At 33.0% G+C, this 16,090-nt stretch carries 17 protein-coding genes; 8 read left to right on the top strand and 9 right to left on the bottom strand.

Annotated elements, in window-relative coordinates:
* Positions 1–6 precede the first annotated feature (6 nt).
* Together ACP15M_RS07135 and ACP15M_RS07140 are read left to right on the top strand one after the other, a co-directional pair.
* The gene (locus ACP15M_RS07135; protein WP_425076501.1) at positions 7–1,605 is read left to right on the top strand and encodes a hypothetical protein; all 1,599 of its coding nucleotides are present in this window, start codon (positions 7–9) and stop codon (positions 1,603–1,605) included.
* Positions 1,606–1,724: 119 nt separating this feature from the next.
* Positions 1,725–2,798 carry a PA0069 family radical SAM protein gene (locus ACP15M_RS07140; RefSeq protein ID WP_425076502.1) on the top strand — a complete coding sequence of 358 codons (1,074 nt, stop codon included), beginning with the start codon at positions 1,725–1,727 and terminating at the stop codon, positions 2,796–2,798.
* Here ACP15M_RS07140 and ACP15M_RS07145 read toward each other — a convergent pair.
* The 3 genes from ACP15M_RS07145 to ACP15M_RS07155 all read right to left on the bottom strand — a co-directional run bounded on the left by ACP15M_RS07145 (position 2,790) and on the right by ACP15M_RS07155 (position 4,684).
* A complete protein-coding gene (locus tag ACP15M_RS07145; RefSeq protein WP_425076503.1) occupies positions 2,790–3,449 on the bottom strand; it encodes an HD domain-containing protein in 660 nt (219 codons plus the stop codon). The genes ACP15M_RS07140 and ACP15M_RS07145 overlap by 9 nt on opposite strands.
* Positions 3,446–4,189: a lysophospholipid acyltransferase family protein gene (locus ACP15M_RS07150; RefSeq protein ID WP_425076504.1), complete on the bottom strand. Its 744-nt coding sequence runs from the start codon at positions 4,187–4,189 to the stop codon at positions 3,446–3,448. The genes ACP15M_RS07145 and ACP15M_RS07150 overlap by 4 nt, the downstream gene beginning before the upstream one ends.
* Positions 4,190–4,273: 84 nt before the next feature.
* Positions 4,274–4,684, bottom strand: a complete 411-nt coding sequence (locus ACP15M_RS07155) for a BrxA/BrxB family bacilliredoxin (protein WP_425076505.1) — start codon at positions 4,682–4,684, stop codon at positions 4,274–4,276.
* 183 nt (positions 4,685–4,867) lie between these two features.
* On the opposite strand from ACP15M_RS07155, the gene ACP15M_RS07160 reads away from it, so the two are divergent.
* Genes ACP15M_RS07160 through ACP15M_RS07175 form a run of 4 tightly spaced genes read left to right on the top strand, consistent with a single transcriptional unit; the run spans position 4,868 to position 6,444 of the window.
* Positions 4,868–5,659 (top strand): TerB family tellurite resistance protein, encoded by a 792-nt coding sequence (locus tag ACP15M_RS07160; protein WP_425076506.1) that lies wholly within the window; start codon positions 4,868–4,870, stop codon positions 5,657–5,659.
* Positions 5,660–5,670: 11 nt separating this feature from the next.
* A complete protein-coding gene (locus ACP15M_RS07165) occupies positions 5,671–5,868 on the top strand; it encodes a hypothetical protein (protein ID WP_425076507.1) in 198 nt (65 codons plus the stop codon).
* Complete coding sequence (locus tag ACP15M_RS07170; protein ID WP_425076508.1) at positions 5,855–5,977, top strand: TraR/DksA C4-type zinc finger protein; 123 nt, start codon at positions 5,855–5,857, stop codon at positions 5,975–5,977. Before ACP15M_RS07165 ends, ACP15M_RS07170 begins: the two co-directional genes overlap by 14 nt.
* Before the next feature lie 50 nt (positions 5,978–6,027).
* A complete protein-coding gene (locus ACP15M_RS07175; protein ID WP_425076509.1) occupies positions 6,028–6,444 on the top strand; it encodes a hypothetical protein in 417 nt (138 codons plus the stop codon).
* A gap of 31 nt (positions 6,445–6,475) precedes the next feature.
* On the opposite strand, the gene ACP15M_RS07180 is transcribed toward ACP15M_RS07175, so the two are convergent.
* The 5 genes from ACP15M_RS07180 to ACP15M_RS07200 all read right to left on the bottom strand — a co-directional run bounded on the left by ACP15M_RS07180 (position 6,476) and on the right by ACP15M_RS07200 (position 13,008).
* Positions 6,476–7,636 (bottom strand): metal ABC transporter permease, encoded by a 1,161-nt coding sequence (locus ACP15M_RS07180; protein ID WP_425076510.1) that lies wholly within the window; start codon positions 7,634–7,636, stop codon positions 6,476–6,478.
* Complete coding sequence (locus ACP15M_RS07185; RefSeq protein ID WP_425076883.1) at positions 7,629–8,756, bottom strand: metal ABC transporter permease; 1,128 nt, start codon at positions 8,754–8,756, stop codon at positions 7,629–7,631. Before ACP15M_RS07185 ends, ACP15M_RS07180 begins: the two co-directional genes overlap by 8 nt.
* Positions 8,757–8,874: 118 nt before the next feature.
* On the bottom strand, positions 8,875–9,612 hold the full coding sequence (locus ACP15M_RS07190) for a metal ABC transporter ATP-binding protein (RefSeq protein WP_425076511.1): 738 nt from the start codon (positions 9,610–9,612) through the stop codon (positions 8,875–8,877).
* Between the two features lie 200 nt (positions 9,613–9,812).
* Positions 9,813–10,715 carry a metal ABC transporter solute-binding protein, Zn/Mn family gene (locus ACP15M_RS07195; RefSeq protein WP_425076512.1) on the bottom strand — a complete coding sequence of 301 codons (903 nt, stop codon included), beginning with the start codon at positions 10,713–10,715 and terminating at the stop codon, positions 9,813–9,815.
* 40 nt (positions 10,716–10,755) lie between these two features.
* Positions 10,756–13,008: a TonB-dependent receptor gene (locus tag ACP15M_RS07200; RefSeq protein WP_425076513.1), complete on the bottom strand. Its 2,253-nt coding sequence runs from the start codon at positions 13,006–13,008 to the stop codon at positions 10,756–10,758.
* A gap of 104 nt (positions 13,009–13,112) precedes the next feature.
* On the opposite strand from ACP15M_RS07200, the gene ACP15M_RS07205 reads away from it, so the two are divergent.
* Both ACP15M_RS07205 and ACP15M_RS07210 read left to right on the top strand, forming a co-directional pair.
* Positions 13,113–13,772, top strand: a complete 660-nt coding sequence (locus ACP15M_RS07205) for a metal-dependent transcriptional regulator (protein ID WP_425076514.1) — start codon at positions 13,113–13,115, stop codon at positions 13,770–13,772.
* 21 nt (positions 13,773–13,793) lie between these two features.
* Entirely contained in the window at positions 13,794–15,818 is a 2,025-nt protein-coding gene (locus tag ACP15M_RS07210) for a S9 family peptidase (RefSeq protein ID WP_425076515.1), read from the top strand.
* A 130-nt stretch (positions 15,819–15,948) separates the two neighbouring features.
* On the opposite strand, the gene ACP15M_RS07215 is transcribed toward ACP15M_RS07210, so the two are convergent.
* Positions 15,949–16,089 (bottom strand): FeoB-associated Cys-rich membrane protein, encoded by a 141-nt coding sequence (locus tag ACP15M_RS07215; RefSeq protein ID WP_425076516.1) that lies wholly within the window; start codon positions 16,087–16,089, stop codon positions 15,949–15,951.
* Between the last annotated feature and the right edge of the window lies 1 nt (position 16,090).

Genomic DNA, 16,090 nt, shown 5'->3' on the forward strand with positions numbered 1-16,090 from the left:
CATAATATGAAATCAATATTCACATTATTCATAGCAGTCATGCTATGTTCGCCTTTTACTGCCCTTGGACAAATAGACCAAATCAAAGTTCAAAAAAGTGCTATTACAAAAGACAAGAAAAAACATTCTAAACTTGTTTTTAGTTGTAGTAACGACGATGGAGGAGTTTTAATTGTTAGGCAATTTATGGGTGGAATGATGAGATTACCTAAAGGATATTATCTTGAGTATTATGACAATGATCTTAATCTCGTTGCTAGTCATGAAATGGAGATGGATGATAGTGGAATTAAGAATATATTCATAAAAAATAATGAGGTCAACATTATTGAGTATCGAAAAAACAAAGACAATAAAACCAACGATTATTATGTGTTGAAAGCCGATCCGAATACTCTAAAGTTTTCCGATGAAAAACTATTTTCAATAGATAGAAAAAAAGTAAAGAAACCTTTCTTTTTCGGAATAGGATTTGTTCCTATTACTAATGTAGGTAAAATAGATCATGACCCAACAGGAGAGGTTAGAGTTTCAAAAAATAATGAATTTATAGCATTTAACTTTGATATTAAAGACGACAAAAAAGAAACACATCAAATTATAGTATATGATAGCAATTGGAAAAAAGTTATTGATCAAACTTTTAAAGAGAATATAAAAGACAAATATTTTCAGTACAATTCCTTTTCTGTTAGTGATGTAGATGGTTCTGTATATTATTTAGGAAAAGCTTATAAAAATGATAGTTTTAGAGATAAAATAAAAGGAGAAATTAATTACGACTATAAAGTTTATAAAGTGAATTCTGATGGAACTTTAGGAAGTTCTTTTAAAACTGAAAACCACTACATTCAATCAATGGCTATTGTATTGAAAAATGGTAAACTATACACGTTAGGTTCTTATTCAGATAGAAATTCTGACGATTATAAAGGCATATGTTTTTTTGACCTTAACCCAGAAACCTTAAGTATTGAAAATTCAACGTTTAATGAGTTCACCGAACAATTTATGATCGATAAATATGGTGAAAGAAAAGGTAAAAGAAAGAAGAAAAAAAATAAAGAATTACCATATTTAACTTATCGAGATTTTATTATAGACCAAAATGGAGACCTCTATTTTAATGCTGAAGAATTTTATATTACAGTACATACGAGAACTAGCACAAATGGTAGTACCAGTACGTACTACAATTATCATTACAATGATATTTATACTTGTAAACTTAACAGTTCTGGAGAGATGCAATGGATAAGAACCATAAATAAAACCCAAGTTACTACTGGAGGAGCTATAAGTTACTTGTCTTTTTCGTCTACAGTTTCAAATGGAAATATGTATTTGTTTTTAAATGGAGGAGACGAAGTCAAGAAACTAAAAGATGACAGAATCCAATTTAAGCAAAAAAAGGTTAAAAAAATGAACCTATATGCTATTGAAATAACACCAGATGGCTCATTTAACTACAAGATACTTGTAGGAGACAAGGATTCTCAAATGACTTATAAAACCAAGTATGGTGTGATGACTAAAAATGGTAAAAGCGTACTATTTGAAGGTAATAAGAAAAAAGAAAAACAAATATTAGAACTGAGTCTTTAGAATACTAAATTTAAGTTTGAAAGGCGACTTGAAACAGGTCGCTTTTTTTGTTTATAACTCATATTAAACATTCTTTAACCAAACAACATATTTTGTAATTTTACAAAAAATTGCAAAATATGTTAAAAAAATCAATTATAAAAGGTCGTGGAGCTCAACAGAATGTTCATAACCGCTTCTTTGAGTTAAGCCATGAACAGCGAGACGATTTTTTAAACTATTGTGCAAAAGAAGGAGAAGAAGCAGATCAAAATAAAACGCTTTATCTTCTAGTATTTCCTAAAACGATAGTCAATAAAGTGAAGAGTCCAGATGTTGGAATGGCATATTCTATGAATATGTATCAAGGTTGTGAACATGGTTGTATTTATTGCTATGCGAGAAATAGTCATGAATTTTGGGGATTTAGTGCTGGTTTAGATTTTGAAAGGCGAATCCTCGTAAAAAAGGAAGCTCCAAAATTATTAGAAGCATATATAAAACGAAAACAATGGAAAGCCTATCCAATTGTCATGTCTGGAAATACAGATTGTTATCAGCCAGCAGAAAAACAATTTGAAATTACTAGAGCATGTTTGAAAGTGTTTTTAAAGTACAAGCATCCCGTTTCTATCATAACTAAAAATGCTTTAATTCTTCGTGATTTAGATCTTTTAAAAGCATTAGCAAAAGACAATCTAATTAGTGTAAATGTTTCCATTACATCACTTTCCGAAACCACTAGAAGAATTTTAGAACCACGAACAGCAACAATAAAAAAGCGCTTAGAAACTGTTAAGACATTAAGCGAAAATGGCATTCCTGTAAACGTGATGTTGGCTCCTATAATTCCTTCAATTAATAGTCATGAAATTTTACCATTAGCAAAAGCAGTTTCAGATGCTGGAGCTTTAAGTATTGCACATACTATTGTGAGATTAAATGGTGCTATTGGTGAAATTTTCACAGATTGGATACAAAAAGCAATGCCAGATAGAGCAAAAAAAGTGTTGCATCAAATTGAAAATTGCCATGGAGGAATACTCAACGATTCCAGATATGGAACTCGAATGCGTGGCGAAGGTCAAATTGCAAAACAAATAAATGATTTGGTAAAATTAGCTAGACTTAAGTATTTCACAAATAAAGGCATGCCTAGATTAAATACTCAATTACATGAGGTTTATAAAGACGGTCAAATGAAGCTATTTTAAGCCATTCCATTCATCATAGAATTGTTTCAAAAAACCTTCCATGTATTGATGTCTTTGTAATGCAATTTGTTTCCCTGTATTCGTATTCATTCGATCCTTCAAAAGCAATAACTTCTCATAAAAATGATTTAAGGTTGGTGCTTTAGAATTTTTATATTCTTCTTTAGTCATATTTAATTTTGGAAGAATTTCAGGATCATATAATTTATGATTTTTAAAACCACCATAATTAAAAGTCCTTGCAATTCCAATAGCTCCAAGTGCATCTAAACGATCTGCATCTTGAACTACATTTAATTCTTTTGAAGAGAATTGTTGTGTAACATTGCCACCTTTAAAAGAGATGTTTTCAATAATCTTAACCACATGTTCAATAACAACAGAATCTACGTTGATACTAAATAAAAACGCTCTCGCTTTTTGAGGACCTATAGTGTCATCTCCATTGTGGAATTTGCTATCAGCAATATCATGCAATAAAGCACCTAATGCAACAACAAAGTTGTCTACAGTCTCATTTTTGGCAATGAGTTTACTGTTTTTGTAAACACGTTCAATATGAAACCAGTCATGACCACCTTCAGCAGTTTTTAAAGTTTGCTTTACAAAGGTTTTTGTCAATTCAATCTGTTTAAGTTCGTCTGAAGTCATGATTCTAAAATAATTGCTTTGGTAATGGTTTGTTCTATATCTTTTATGAGTTTTGATTGATCTTCAACAGAATTTAATTCGACAGGTTCATGAACAGTAAACTTTAGGTGATTACCAATTCCCATTGGAAATTTTCCATAGCGTAACATTTTCCATGAATTGTTTACAGTTATAGGCACTACCAATGCTGAAGGTATTTTTTTAAATAATAATTCTAATCCTTTAGTTTTAAAAGGCTTTGGTGTTCCGTCTTTACTTCGTGTCCCTTCAGGAAAAATAACAGCGGCTCGTTTATTTTTTTCAATATATTCACCAAACTGAAGCATAGCAGGTAATGCTTGACGCGGATTTTTTCTATCAATTAAAATGGAGCCTCCATGACGCAAATTATATGATACACTCGGAATGCCTTTTCCTAATTCTTTTTTACTTACAAATTTTACATGATGTTGTCGCATATACCATATGATAGGCGAAATATCATACATGCTTTGATGATTAGAAACAATGATTAATGGTCTGTTTTTTGGAATATGATGAAGGTTGTTCCATGTAAATCGAGTTCCTAAAAGATTAAGACATCTCAGTAAACAAAACTGAAGCGCATCGACACTTATTTTATGCGCTTGATATCCAAAAACATTAAAACAAAACCATTGTATAGGATGAAAAACAAGTAAACTTATTCCAAAGGCTATAAAGTATAGTATTGTTAAAGGATAAGCCAGTAGTTTTCTCATGCAGCAAAAGTAATTTAAAGACCATAATTCACAAAAAAACCACGAGTAAATCGTGGTTTAAAATTCAATAGTAATTTTACTTTTTTAGCAATGATCGTTGTATGCATCCATAAGGTTTTCAGCAATTAATTCTGCTGGACGACCTTCAATGTGGTGACGCTCTAACATATGAACCAATTCTCCATCTTTAAATAAAGCCATACTTGGTGAGCTTGGAGGAAATGGAACCATGTGTTCTCTTGCTGTATTTACTGCGTCTTTGTCAACACCAGCAAAAACAGTCACAATATAATCTGGACGCTTAGCGTTTTGTAAACTCATTCTTGCTCCTGGACGTGCATTTGCTGCGGCACAACCACAAACAGAATTTACAACTATTAAGGTTGTTCCTTCTTTACTTAATGCTGTTTCTACAGCTTCAGGTGTATGTAATTCTTCAAAACCAACGTTGGTTAAATCTTCACGCATAGGTTTTACTAATTCTGCTGGATACATATATTTATTTTTTTCAGATTAATATTTATCATACAAAGATACGCAAAATATGTGTTTAGAGCGATGCTCATAGTAAGCAGTTTCAATGCTGCTATTTAGGTTTTCAATATGTAAAATCAGTAACAAATGACAATAAAAGAAGACGAACTATAGTATATTTGAATATTAAAAAAGAATACATATATGAGTTTTGCAAAATGGATTGGTGGTGCTTTAGGTTGGTCGTTTGGTGGACCAGTAGGAGCTATTATTGGATTAGCTATTGGGAGTTTGATTGATGGAGCTTCTGAACAAGGTGGATTTTTATTAGATGATGGAAAAACAACACGTCGTCGTTCTAAAGGAACGTATAGAACAAAGCCTAATTATGAAAGGCGAACTCAGCGCTCGCAAACACAATCTGGAGATTTTGAAGTGAGCTTGCTTATTTTAGCTTCGGTTGTCATTAAAGCCGATGGCATTCAAGATCCAAAGGAATTAGATTATGTACGACAGCAATTTGTAAGCATGTATGGTAAAGAACGTGCTAATCATGCATTTCGTTTATTTAAAAATATTAACAAGCAAACCATTCCAACACGACAAGTATGCTTGCAAATTAAGCAAATGATGGATCATTCGTCTCGTTTGCAGTTGGTTCATTTTCTCTTCGGAATTGCTAAAGCAGATGGTATGGTAACAGAGCCTGAAGTGAAACAAATTTATACAATTTGTGGCTATTTAGGTGTTAGTTCTCGTGATTACGAAAGTATAAAAGCCATGTTTTATGATAGTGTTGATAATGCTTATAAAATTTTAGAAATCACCAAAAACGCAACAGTTGATGAGATTAAAAAGGCCTACAGAAAAATGGCAAAAAAATACCATCCAGATAAAGTGATTCATTTAGGCAAAGAACATCAAAAAGGTGCTGAAGAAAAATTCAGACAAGTTCAAAAAGCATACGAGCAATTACAAAAGGAGAGAGGGTTTTAATAAGAAATATTATGGTGTATTGGATCGTAGGTTTTGTCATAATAGTTTTTGCAGCTTTTATAATTATTAAGCTAACAGTGAATACCAATGAAAATTCAGATTCTAATCTAGGAATTTTAAAACATCCTAGCTCTTTTGAAAAACAAGAAATAGAATATGTCGATAAAAATTTAGGTTCTAATAACGAGGAACATAATGAGCAAATCTGAAATTGATGATAAAGATTTTGGCATCTGTTTAAAATGCAAACAACAAATTCCTGTTGGTCGCATTGTAATTAGACCCGAAAGTTTACTCTGTGTCAATTGTGCAAGATAATTTAGGCATAAAATTTGTAATAAAGAATTAGTCAACCAATACGATTACAAATGAAATATTTATTCTGCCTTACACTGTTATTAAGTGGTGTAATCACAAATGCTCAAGATATTGCAGGAACTTATCAACTCCATTCTAGTTCTAGTGACCATGAGTTGAAGCGAACCTTAACACTTAATGCTGACGGAACTTTTGAATATTATAATTTTCGTTGGCTTAAAAGCGGTATTCCTCCAGAAACTCACACTTATGGAAAAGGGACTTGGACTCAAAACAAAAAAATAATTGTGTTTTCTACTGAAGCTTCAGACTTAGACGATAAGTTTACTTTAGATTTTAACGGAACTAAAGCTAGATTCATTAGCAAATCGCCAAGAGATAAATCAGATAGAGTTATTGAAACTTCTATTCGGTTTTATGAATCTGAAATTTTTTGGATAAAAGGCATGACAGTTGTAAAGAAATAATGGTCTTTATAAGGAGGATCGACAGAAGAATTTAACCTCTAAACAAAAAGAAGTCGTCTTTCATACCTTCAATTTGGGCATCTTCATTGGTGATGATATAATCAATAGCAAGAGATGTAAATTCATCACCTTTAGAGGTAAGCGAAACAATATCATTATCTATTTCAATCATGTTATTTTTTAGAGCCAAATCTAAAACCGTTTTTGAACGTACTTTTTGCCAGTTAATATGTTCGTTGAGGTGATTTACATGACGTTCTTCCTCTTCGTCATGATTTTTTAAATGTAGTAGAAAGGTTAATAAAGAGACTTCAGTACGTTGTTGTTTTTCTCTGTATAAAACAGCAATAATCCCTTTACTTGGCGCAAATAAATACACCATTAAAAATACAAGTCCAAGAATTGTTGTAATAGATCCTGCGATTGAAGCATCAAGCCAATGCGCAAACCAATAGCCAGAAATAGCACTAAATACACCAAAAGCTACTGAAAGGATTAACATCTTTTTTAAATCTGTGGTCAATAAATATGCTGCTGCAGGAGGAGCAATCATTAAGGCAACGACTAAAATTGCACCAACAGCATCAAATGCACCAACAGTAGTTATTGAAGACACACTCATCAATCCATAATGAATTACAGCAGGCGAAAAGCCTAATGAAGCTGCTAAACCTTTGTCAAAAGTACTTAGTTTCAATTCTTTGAAAAAGGCATATAAAAGGATGAGTGTGATAATTAGAATGCTTCCAATAATCCAAAGGGATTTCGGACCAACATCTACTCCAGAAATAAGGAGTCTGTCAAAAGGCGCAAAAGCTAATTCGCCTAAAAGTACAGCATCAATATCTAAATGTACATCATTTGCATTTTTAGCAATCATAATCACACCAATACTAAACAACACTGGAAATACAAGTCCGATTGCTGTGTCTTCTTTCACTAATCCAGTTTTCTGAATATATTCTACTAAAACCACAGTAATAACACCTGTAATTGCAGCTAAAAGAATAAGTAAAGGTGAATTTAAATCTTGAGTAATAAAAAAACCGACAACGATTCCTGGTATAATAGAATGACTAATCGCATCACTAATCATAGCCATTTTTCGAAGCACTAAAAATGTTCCTGGAATTGCACATGCAATCGCAACCAAACTCGCGATTAATTGTATTTCTAATTGAGCGTTACTCATCTTGTTTGGTTAATTGATTGTACAAATTTGCAGCCGAATTAAATCCATCTTCAGTTAAACTCCATGTCGTTCCTTGAATTGTAACATAATTTTTTTCGACTAATTTTTTGAGTGTTCCTTTAGTGTATCCTTGAAAGTTATTTAAGATTTTAATCTCATGAGGATGCGCAATATTATCGTGGGTTTCAGCAATACCATACATAAAAGCTAAAGTTTTATGAAGTTGTAAATCACGACGATTTTTTATAAATCGAATTTGTTTAAATAACAATCCACGACTAGGAGAAAATATAAAGGAAACAAACACAAACACAGCCGCAACAATAACAATTACTGGACCAGTAGATAAATTACTCTGACTCGCACTAATGGCTGTTCCGAAAATACCAGAAAAAGCACCAAAAAATGCCGCAAGACACACCATTTTAGCAAGACTGTTTGTCCATTGCCTAGCAGCTGCAGCAGGAGCTAATAACATGGCACTCATAAGCACAACTCCAACAGTTTGTAAGCCAAGAACAATAGCTAACACGATAAAACTTGTGATTAAGATATCAATTGTTTTAGTATTGAAGCCTAGTGTTTTTGCGTAGTCTTTATCAAATAGAAGAATTTTAAACTCTTTCCAAAACAGAAGCAACACAAATAAGCAGATTCCAGTAACGATTGCCATCATCCACACATCGCGTTCAACAAGCGTAGCTGCTTGTCCGAATAAATATTTATCCAATCCAGCTTGATTAGCGTTAGGTTGTTTTTGTATGAATGTAAGCAATAACATTCCGAAGCCAAAAAACAAGGATAAAATCAATCCTAAAGCAGTATCTGATTTTAAATGTGTTTTGGTGATGATGCCACGAATCCAGAACGTGCCAATCAAACCACTAACCAAAGCACCTAACAACAATGTATTGCTATCTTTTGCTCCTGTGATTAAAAATGCAATAGCGATTCCTGGAAGTGCAGCATGAGAAATGGCATCACCTAAAAGGCTCTGTTTTCTGAGTACAGCAAAACTTCCCAACATACCAGTAACAGCACCAAGAATTGCGGTTCCTAGTGTGATGGTTCTGAGTGTGTAGTCAGAAAAAACAAGTTGTATGTAATCGTTTAAGTCTATTAGTTTATAGTTATTATAGGTTAGACATCAGTTTTTGTTTTTTTTAATTTCGCAATGCCACACTGAGCTTTTCGAAGTATTGATGCAGAATTATATTTTATTTATTCATTGTCAATGGTTACTCTTGTATACTCACTTTGTAATTAATTCCATAGGTTTTAGTTAGGTTATCATCATTGAAGATATCTTTAACAGGACCTGTAGCAATTTTCTTGACGTTTAAAAATGTTACCCAATCAAAATATTCAGGCACAGTTTGTAAATCGTGATGTACAACAATAACCGTTTTACCAGCTTTTCGCAACTCTTTTAAAATATTGATGATGGCTATTTCTGTGGTGGCATCGACACCTTGAAAAGGTTCATCCATAAAGTAAATAGAAGCATCTTGTACTAAAGCTCTAGCCAAAAAGATGCGTTGTTGTTGACCACCAGATAACTGACTAATTTGTCTGTTTTTAAAAGGCAACATACCCACTTTTTCAAGTGCTTCTAAAGCTGCTTTTTTTTCTTTTTGTTTTGGACGTTTAATCCAACCCAAACTTCCATAAGTTCCCATCATAACGACATCGAGAGCTGTTGTTGGGAAATCCCAATCGACACTTCCTTTTTGCGGCACATAAGCCACTAAAGAGCGTTGTTTTTCATAAGGTTTTCCATAAATAGAAACGCTTCCAGCAATAGGTTTTAAAATCCCTAAAATCGATTTAATAAGTGTTGATTTACCTGCACCATTTGGTCCAACAATAGCCATCAAAACACCCTCAGGAATTTCAAGATCAATGTCCCAAAGTACAGGTTTGTAGTTGTAAGCAACAGTTAAATCGTCTATTTGTACTGCAATTTTCTTTGTCATTTTTTACAATTTTAATGGTCATTTTGTTTTGATACAAACGAACCAAAAAATCATATCAAAATTAGGAAATTCCCATGGATCATTCGCTTCCAAAATTACAGGCTTAAAGCTATGCTTTGCGATTCCATTTCTACACTCATTATTTCTGAATTTTGACTTTTTCTTTTCAACTTATTGGTTCAATTTTGCTAACTGCTAACTTACTTAAGTGCATCAACAATAGTTTTCACATTATATTCAAACATACCTATATAAGTCCCTTCAACTGTTCCTGAGTTTCCTAAAGCATCAGAATACAGTGTTCCTCCAATTGCGACTTCATGTCCTTTTGATTTTACTGCTGCTTGCAAAGCTTCGATGGTTCGTTTCGGTACAGAACTTTCTACAAATATAGCTTTGATGTTTTTCTTAATAATAAAAGCGGAAAGCTCTTGAACATCTTGTACTCCTGCTTCAGTAGCTGTAGATAATCCTTGAAGACCAACAACTTCAAAACCATAAGTTTTTCCGAAGTAATTAAAAGCATCATGTGCTGTAACTAAAATGCGTTTGTCTTTTGGAAGTGTTTCTATTACATCTTTCAGTTTAGATTGAAGCACATTTAGTTTATTAGTATATGTGGTTAAATTAGATTGGTATTGTTCGGCATTTTCAGAATCTTTTTCAGAAAGTACTTTAGTGACCTTCTTGGCAAACTGTATAAAGTAATCGATATTAAACCAGACATGAGGATCGTAATTTGAAGCAAAATAATCTGAGCCAATTAAGTTGTTTTTATCTAACTCTTCTCCAAGTGCAATGGGTGTTTTATGTTTCATTTTTTCGAAGACTTCAATTAGTTTGCCTTCAAGGTGTAATCCATTGTAAAAGATGATGTCTGCATTGACTAGTTTGGTCACATCGCCTTCGCTAGCTTTATAAAGATGAGGATCAACACCACTTCCCATTAAACCTTGTACATTGATGTGTTTGCCACCAATATTATTTACTAAATCAGTAATCATGGTGGTTGTAGTCACCACGTTAAGTTTATCGTTTGATTGTGTGTCGTTTTTGCAACCAAAGGAAGTTATTAATATAAAAACAGCGAGTAGTTTTTTCATGGTAATCAATTTAATGTGAAAGTACTAAAAAATCATCAGTTTATTTAAGTATATATCTTAGTCCAACAAATGCACGAATGCCTTGATTTGGTGCATAAACATAGGAAGGATCAAAGGTTAAAGCATACGGGTTTTCAGTTGTTGCTATAGCATTTCCTTCAGCATCAAAAGTTACGTTTTCATCAAAAGGGTCATCAGCTCTTGCAATAATAAAAGGATTTCCTTGATTTGGTGTCCAGTTTAAAAGGTTTTTTATGCCTGTGTAAATTTCAATATTATTAAGTCCATCGTATGTGAATTGGATGTTTTGAATACTCCAAGTAGGCGAATATTCTTGTCTAGGATCTAGACTACCAAGTGTTGGTAGTCGCATTGGACCATAAATATTTCCAGTGTAATCAATGGTGATATTTGTTGGTTGGTGTTTATAAGATAATGCCCAAGTACTAGTAAATTTTTCTGTTAGTATTTGTTGTGTTGTATTACTATTTTCGGTTTGAGTAACATCTTGATAAGTCGCACCAATGCTACCTTTAATGCCATTGGCTAATACTGCGTCTAAATTTAAGCTTATTCCTTTAGAAGTTGAATGGCCATCTAAATTATCATAAAGAATTTGATTTGGGTTTGTATCATAATCTGGAATAATAGCATTTGTAAAATAGGTGTACCAAGCTGAAGCATCAAAAGTAAACATCATGCCTTTTTTTGTATACAGTTTTCTAAGGTAGTTCACATTGATATTATAAGATTGTTCAGGTTCTAATGCTTCTTCAATAATTACATCTCTTGCTCCAGTTAGCGCAGCATGTTCTTCGGTAAACAAATTAACGACTCTAAATCCTGTACCAGCATTTATTCTAATAATATCGTTTACAGTAGGTTTGTATTTGTAGGCTATTCGAGGTGTTATAATTGATCCGTGTCTTTTATCATAATCATATCGTAAGCCAAGTAGAAGATTGTTTTTTTCATTTAGTTTAATCTCATCTTGAATAAAAAGCGATGGAATTGTAACTTCATCTGCACTTAAAGTCGCTGTTGTATTGTCGTTATAATAATTATAACGAATAGCAGTTCCAAATAAGAGCTCATGATTTTTAAGCGGTTTATCCCAAACCAACTGACCGAAACCAATACGTTGTTTGGCCAAGTAAGGCGTATTGCCATATACAGAATTTTGATCATGATCAGAATAGGAAAATTGAAAATCGACTTTCTCAGCAATTGGTAATTGATATTTCCCTAACAATTCAAAACGAGTCGTATATATGCTTTCACCATATACTTCATCACCACCTCTATAGCTAGGATTCCACTGTAATTCTCCTCCCCAACGATCTTCATAAAAAAACCGTCCAGCCAATGAAAAGGTTCTATTTTCTTTTCGTTTGAAATCCCATTTGTTAAAAATAGATATACGATCTTGAAGCGTTAGATCTGTAAAATTATCATTGTTATTATCTACACGATTATTAAAATTGAAATAATTCGTGCCGAATAAAAGCGTGGCTTTTGTACCGACTTTGGCTTTAAATCCAGCATCTATATTAAGTTCTCCCCAAGTATTAACGAAACTATCAGCAAACACAATAGGCGCATTTTCTGGTAATTTTGTAATAATATTTATTAAGCCACCAACGGCTTCACTTCCATATAAGGATGACGCAGGACCTTTTACAATTTCTACTTGTTCAATTAAAGAGTTTGGAATACCAGATAAACCATACACAGTAGATAAACCGCTAACTATTGGCATTCCGTCTATTAAGACAAGCGTATAAGGGCCTTCAAGACCATTAATATGAATGTCTCCTGTGTTGCATACATTGCAATTGAGTTGAGGTCTAACACCATTTACATTTTGTAGTGCTTCAAAAATATTTGGAGTAGGGTTTTTTTTAAAAAATGTAGGAGAATATACTTCAACAGGTACTGCACTTTCTAATCGACTCACAGGTTTAAGTGTACCAGTAACAACTACTTCATCTAAAGCACTGTTCACTTCTAAATTAAAAACCAGATTATTTATATTTTTAGTGATATCAATGACTTTTTTTTCTGTTCGATAGCCAATAAAAGAAGCTATAATTTCTTGTTTTCCAGAAGAGACATTCGATATCTTAAAGTTTCCATGGTCGTCTGTAGTAGTTCCTAGGTTTGTGTTTTTTAAATAGACGCTTACAAAAGGGAGTCCTTCATTTTGCGATAATACTCGACCTTGTATAGTATATGAATTTTGCGCTTCAAGTAGTGAAGTTGCAAATAGAAACAGAACAAATATTAGCTTCATCTTAATTTAAATTTATGCAAATATAAATTAATTTTTAGCCTAATCTAAAAATTAATTATTAAAAATATAAACTTTACCTTTGAGATTAATTATTATAAAAGAATATGCTTACATTAACCGAAGAGAATTATATCAAGGCTATTTACCATTTAGGAATTTATGGTAAAGAAATGGTAAATACCAATGCAATTGCGGAAGCTTTAAATACCAAAGCTTCATCTGTTACTGATATGGTTAAGAAATTAGCAGAAAAAGAATATCTTAATTATAAAAAATATCAAGGTGTTAAATTAACTAAAAGCGGAATTAATGTTGCAGTTAATATTGTTAGAAAGCATAGATTATGGGAAGTGTTTTTAGTTGAAAAGTTAAATTTTACTTGGGATGAAGTTCATGAAATAGCAGAACACTTAGAACATATAAAATCTGAAAAACTAATAAACGAACTTGATGCTTTTTTAAAATTTCCTACGCATGATCCTCATGGAGATCCTATACCAGACAAGGATGGAAAATTTAATAAAATTGAAAAAATCACCTTATCACAAGCCAATGTTGGAAACACTTATAAATGTATTGGAGTAGAAGATACATCTACCAGTTTCTTGCAATATTTAGACAATAACAACATAAGTTTAGGGACTACTATTGAAATACTTTACAAAGAACCTTTTGATAGTTCTGTAAAAATTAAATTGAATGATTTAGAAATGGTAGTATCTCAAAATGTTGCTCAAAATTTATTTTTAAAACCGTTAAACTAATTTCATTTTAATTGCATGCATATGTATCGATTTTGTTCATTACTATTATTTATTTTTACATTTCAATTAGTTTCTGCACAAGCAGAAAAAATCCCATTTCAACCTTTAGATGTGTTTGAATTAGAATGGGCTTCAGATCCTCAAATATCTCCTGATGGAACGCAAGTTGTTTACCGAAGAAACGGGTTTGATATTATGAAGGATAATTCTAGAGGTAACCTTTGGATTGTTAATACTGACGGAACATCACATCGAAAATTAACCTCTCGTGAAGTTGGAGAGTCTCAAGCTAGATGGTCACCAAATGGAGATCGCATTGCGTTTGTAAGCTCTACCGATAAAGGTGCCGAAATTTATATGTATTGGCTAAATTCTGGTCAAATTGCCAAATTATCACAATTAGAAAAATCACCTGGAAACTTAACTTGGTCACCAGACGGATCACAAATAGCATTTACCATGTTTGTTGATGAAAAACCACCTGTTGTAGCGCAAATGCCATCAAAACCTAAAGGCGCTAAATGGGCTGAACCAGCACGAATTACAGATAGACTAAAACACGAAGCCGATGGTAGAGGTTATATGCCAACAGGCTTTACACATGTTTTTATGATTTCTGCCGAAGGCGGAACAGCACGTCAATTAACCTCTGGCGATTACAGTCATGGAGGAAGCTTGTCGTTTTCACCTGACGGAAAAGAGATTTACTTCTCCGCTAATCGTGTAGACGATTGGGAATATAGATTTAGAAACAGCGAAGTCTATAAAGTGAATGTGGATACCAAGCAGATTACTACATTAACAACTCAAGATGGACCAGATTATGCACCAAAAGTATCACCTGATGGAAAAACAGTTGCGTTTTTAGGCTATTTAGACAAGGTTCAAGATCATCAAAATACAGTATTGCATCTAATGAATACTGATGGTTCTAACCGAAGAATTATTTCTTCTGGCTTGGACGAAAGTGTTTCAGATATTTCTTGGGACACTTCAGGAAAAGGCTTGTACTTTATGTATGACGAGAAAGGAAATACCAAAATAGGTTACATTACCACTTCAGGAAATATTTCAAAACTTACTGATAATGTTGGAGGCACAACCATAGGAAGACCTTATGCGTCTGGATCGTATTCGGTGTCAAATAAAGGTGTTATTGCTTATACGCAAACACGACCAGAATATCCAGCAGAATTGGCTGTAATTCAAAATAAAAAAACGCCAAAACTTATTACCAGTTTAAATGCTGATGTTTTAGCACACAGACAACTTGGTGAGGTAGAAGAAGTGTGGTACAAATCGACGTTTGATGGAAGAGATATTCAAGGATGGATTGTAAAGCCACCTTTTTATGATGCTTCTAAAAGCTATCCGTTATTGGTTGAAAATCATGGAGGACCGATTTTAAACTATGGAGATCGTTTTACAGCTGAAATACAATTGTATGCAGCTGATGGTTATGTGGTGTTTTATCCAAATCCTAGAGGAAGTACAAGTTATGGCGAAGCATTTGGAAATTTATTGAAGAACAATTATCCAGGACAAGATTACAACGATGTGATGGATGGTGTAGATTATTTAGTAGAAAAAGGCATTGCAAATAACGACCAATTATTTGTAACAGGAGGAAGTGCAGGAGGCATTATGACAGCGTGGATGATTGGAATGAACAATCGTTTTAAGGCAGCAGTTGTGGTAAAACCTGTAATGAACTGGATTAGTAAAACTTTGGTTGCTGATAATTATTTTTATTACAAGGACACACGTTATCCTGGACATCCTTGGGAAAATTTTGAGAATTACTGGAAGTTTTCTCCAATATCTTTAGTTGGAAACATAGAAACACCAACAATGGTTATGGTTGGGATGAATGATTTGCGTACACCACCTAGTGAAGCTAAACAACTATATCATGCTTTAAAGTTGCGTAAAATAGAAACCGTTTTGGTTGAAATTCCTGAATCGTATCACAATATTGCTGCAAAGCCGAGTAACTTGATTAGTAAAGTAGCACATACTTTAGCGTGGCTTAAAAAGTATAATTAGTTTAGTGATTTGTCAGGTCGAGCGCAGTCGAGACCTATATTGTATAAAGACCTCTCGTTTTGCTTTGCAAAGTGCTTTCAAAGAAATATATTTCTTTTTTTACCAATGCTCGAGGTGACATTTAATAATCTTAATGACAACCACAGTCATCATTTCCACCACAAGATTTAGAGACTGGTTTTTTAGGTTTCCAAATAAACTTACGTACTAGAAAGATTAAAGCAAATCCTAGTGTAGCAAATACGAGTATGTTTTGTATGATGGTATTCATT

This window comes from Psychroserpens sp. S379A, from assembly GCF_049800755.1.
Taxonomy (GTDB): Bacteria; Bacteroidota; Bacteroidia; order Flavobacteriales; family Flavobacteriaceae; genus Psychroserpens.

Bases quoted from the DNA above. Each gene is read 5' to 3' on its own strand.
- ACP15M_RS07145 (WP_425076503.1), bottom strand. From the start codon at position 3,449: ATGACTTCAGACGAACTTAAACAGATTGAATTGACAAAAACCTTTGTA.
- ACP15M_RS07150 (WP_425076504.1), bottom strand. From the start codon at position 4,189: ATGAGAAAACTACTGGCTTATCCTTTAACAATACTATACTTTATAGCC.
- ACP15M_RS07175 (WP_425076509.1), top strand. From the start codon at position 6,028: ATGAAATATTTATTCTGCCTTACACTGTTATTAAGTGGTGTAATCACA.
- ACP15M_RS07215 (WP_425076516.1), bottom strand. From the start codon at position 16,089: ATGAATACCATCATACAAAACATACTCGTATTTGCTACACTAGGATTT.
- ACP15M_RS07210 (WP_425076515.1), top strand. From the start codon at position 13,794: ATGTATCGATTTTGTTCATTACTATTATTTATTTTTACATTTCAATTA.
- ACP15M_RS07190 (WP_425076511.1), bottom strand. From the start codon at position 9,612: ATGACAAAGAAAATTGCAGTACAAATAGACGATTTAACTGTTGCTTAC.
- ACP15M_RS07180 (WP_425076510.1), bottom strand. From the start codon at position 7,636: ATGAGTAACGCTCAATTAGAAATACAATTAATCGCGAGTTTGGTTGCG.
- ACP15M_RS07140 (WP_425076502.1), top strand. From the start codon at position 1,725: ATGTTAAAAAAATCAATTATAAAAGGTCGTGGAGCTCAACAGAATGTT.
- ACP15M_RS07155 (WP_425076505.1), bottom strand. From the start codon at position 4,684: ATGTATCCAGCAGAATTAGTAAAACCTATGCGTGAAGATTTAACCAAC.
- ACP15M_RS07205 (WP_425076514.1), top strand. From the start codon at position 13,113: ATGCTTACATTAACCGAAGAGAATTATATCAAGGCTATTTACCATTTA.
- ACP15M_RS07135 (WP_425076501.1), top strand. From the start codon at position 7: ATGAAATCAATATTCACATTATTCATAGCAGTCATGCTATGTTCGCCT.
- ACP15M_RS07165 (WP_425076507.1), top strand. From the start codon at position 5,671: ATGGTGTATTGGATCGTAGGTTTTGTCATAATAGTTTTTGCAGCTTTT.
- ACP15M_RS07200 (WP_425076513.1), bottom strand. From the start codon at position 13,008: ATGAAGCTAATATTTGTTCTGTTTCTATTTGCAACTTCACTACTTGAA.
- ACP15M_RS07195 (WP_425076512.1), bottom strand. From the start codon at position 10,715: ATGAAAAAACTACTCGCTGTTTTTATATTAATAACTTCCTTTGGTTGC.
- ACP15M_RS07170 (WP_425076508.1), top strand. From the start codon at position 5,855: ATGAGCAAATCTGAAATTGATGATAAAGATTTTGGCATCTGTTTAAAA.
- ACP15M_RS07160 (WP_425076506.1), top strand. From the start codon at position 4,868: ATGAGTTTTGCAAAATGGATTGGTGGTGCTTTAGGTTGGTCGTTTGGT.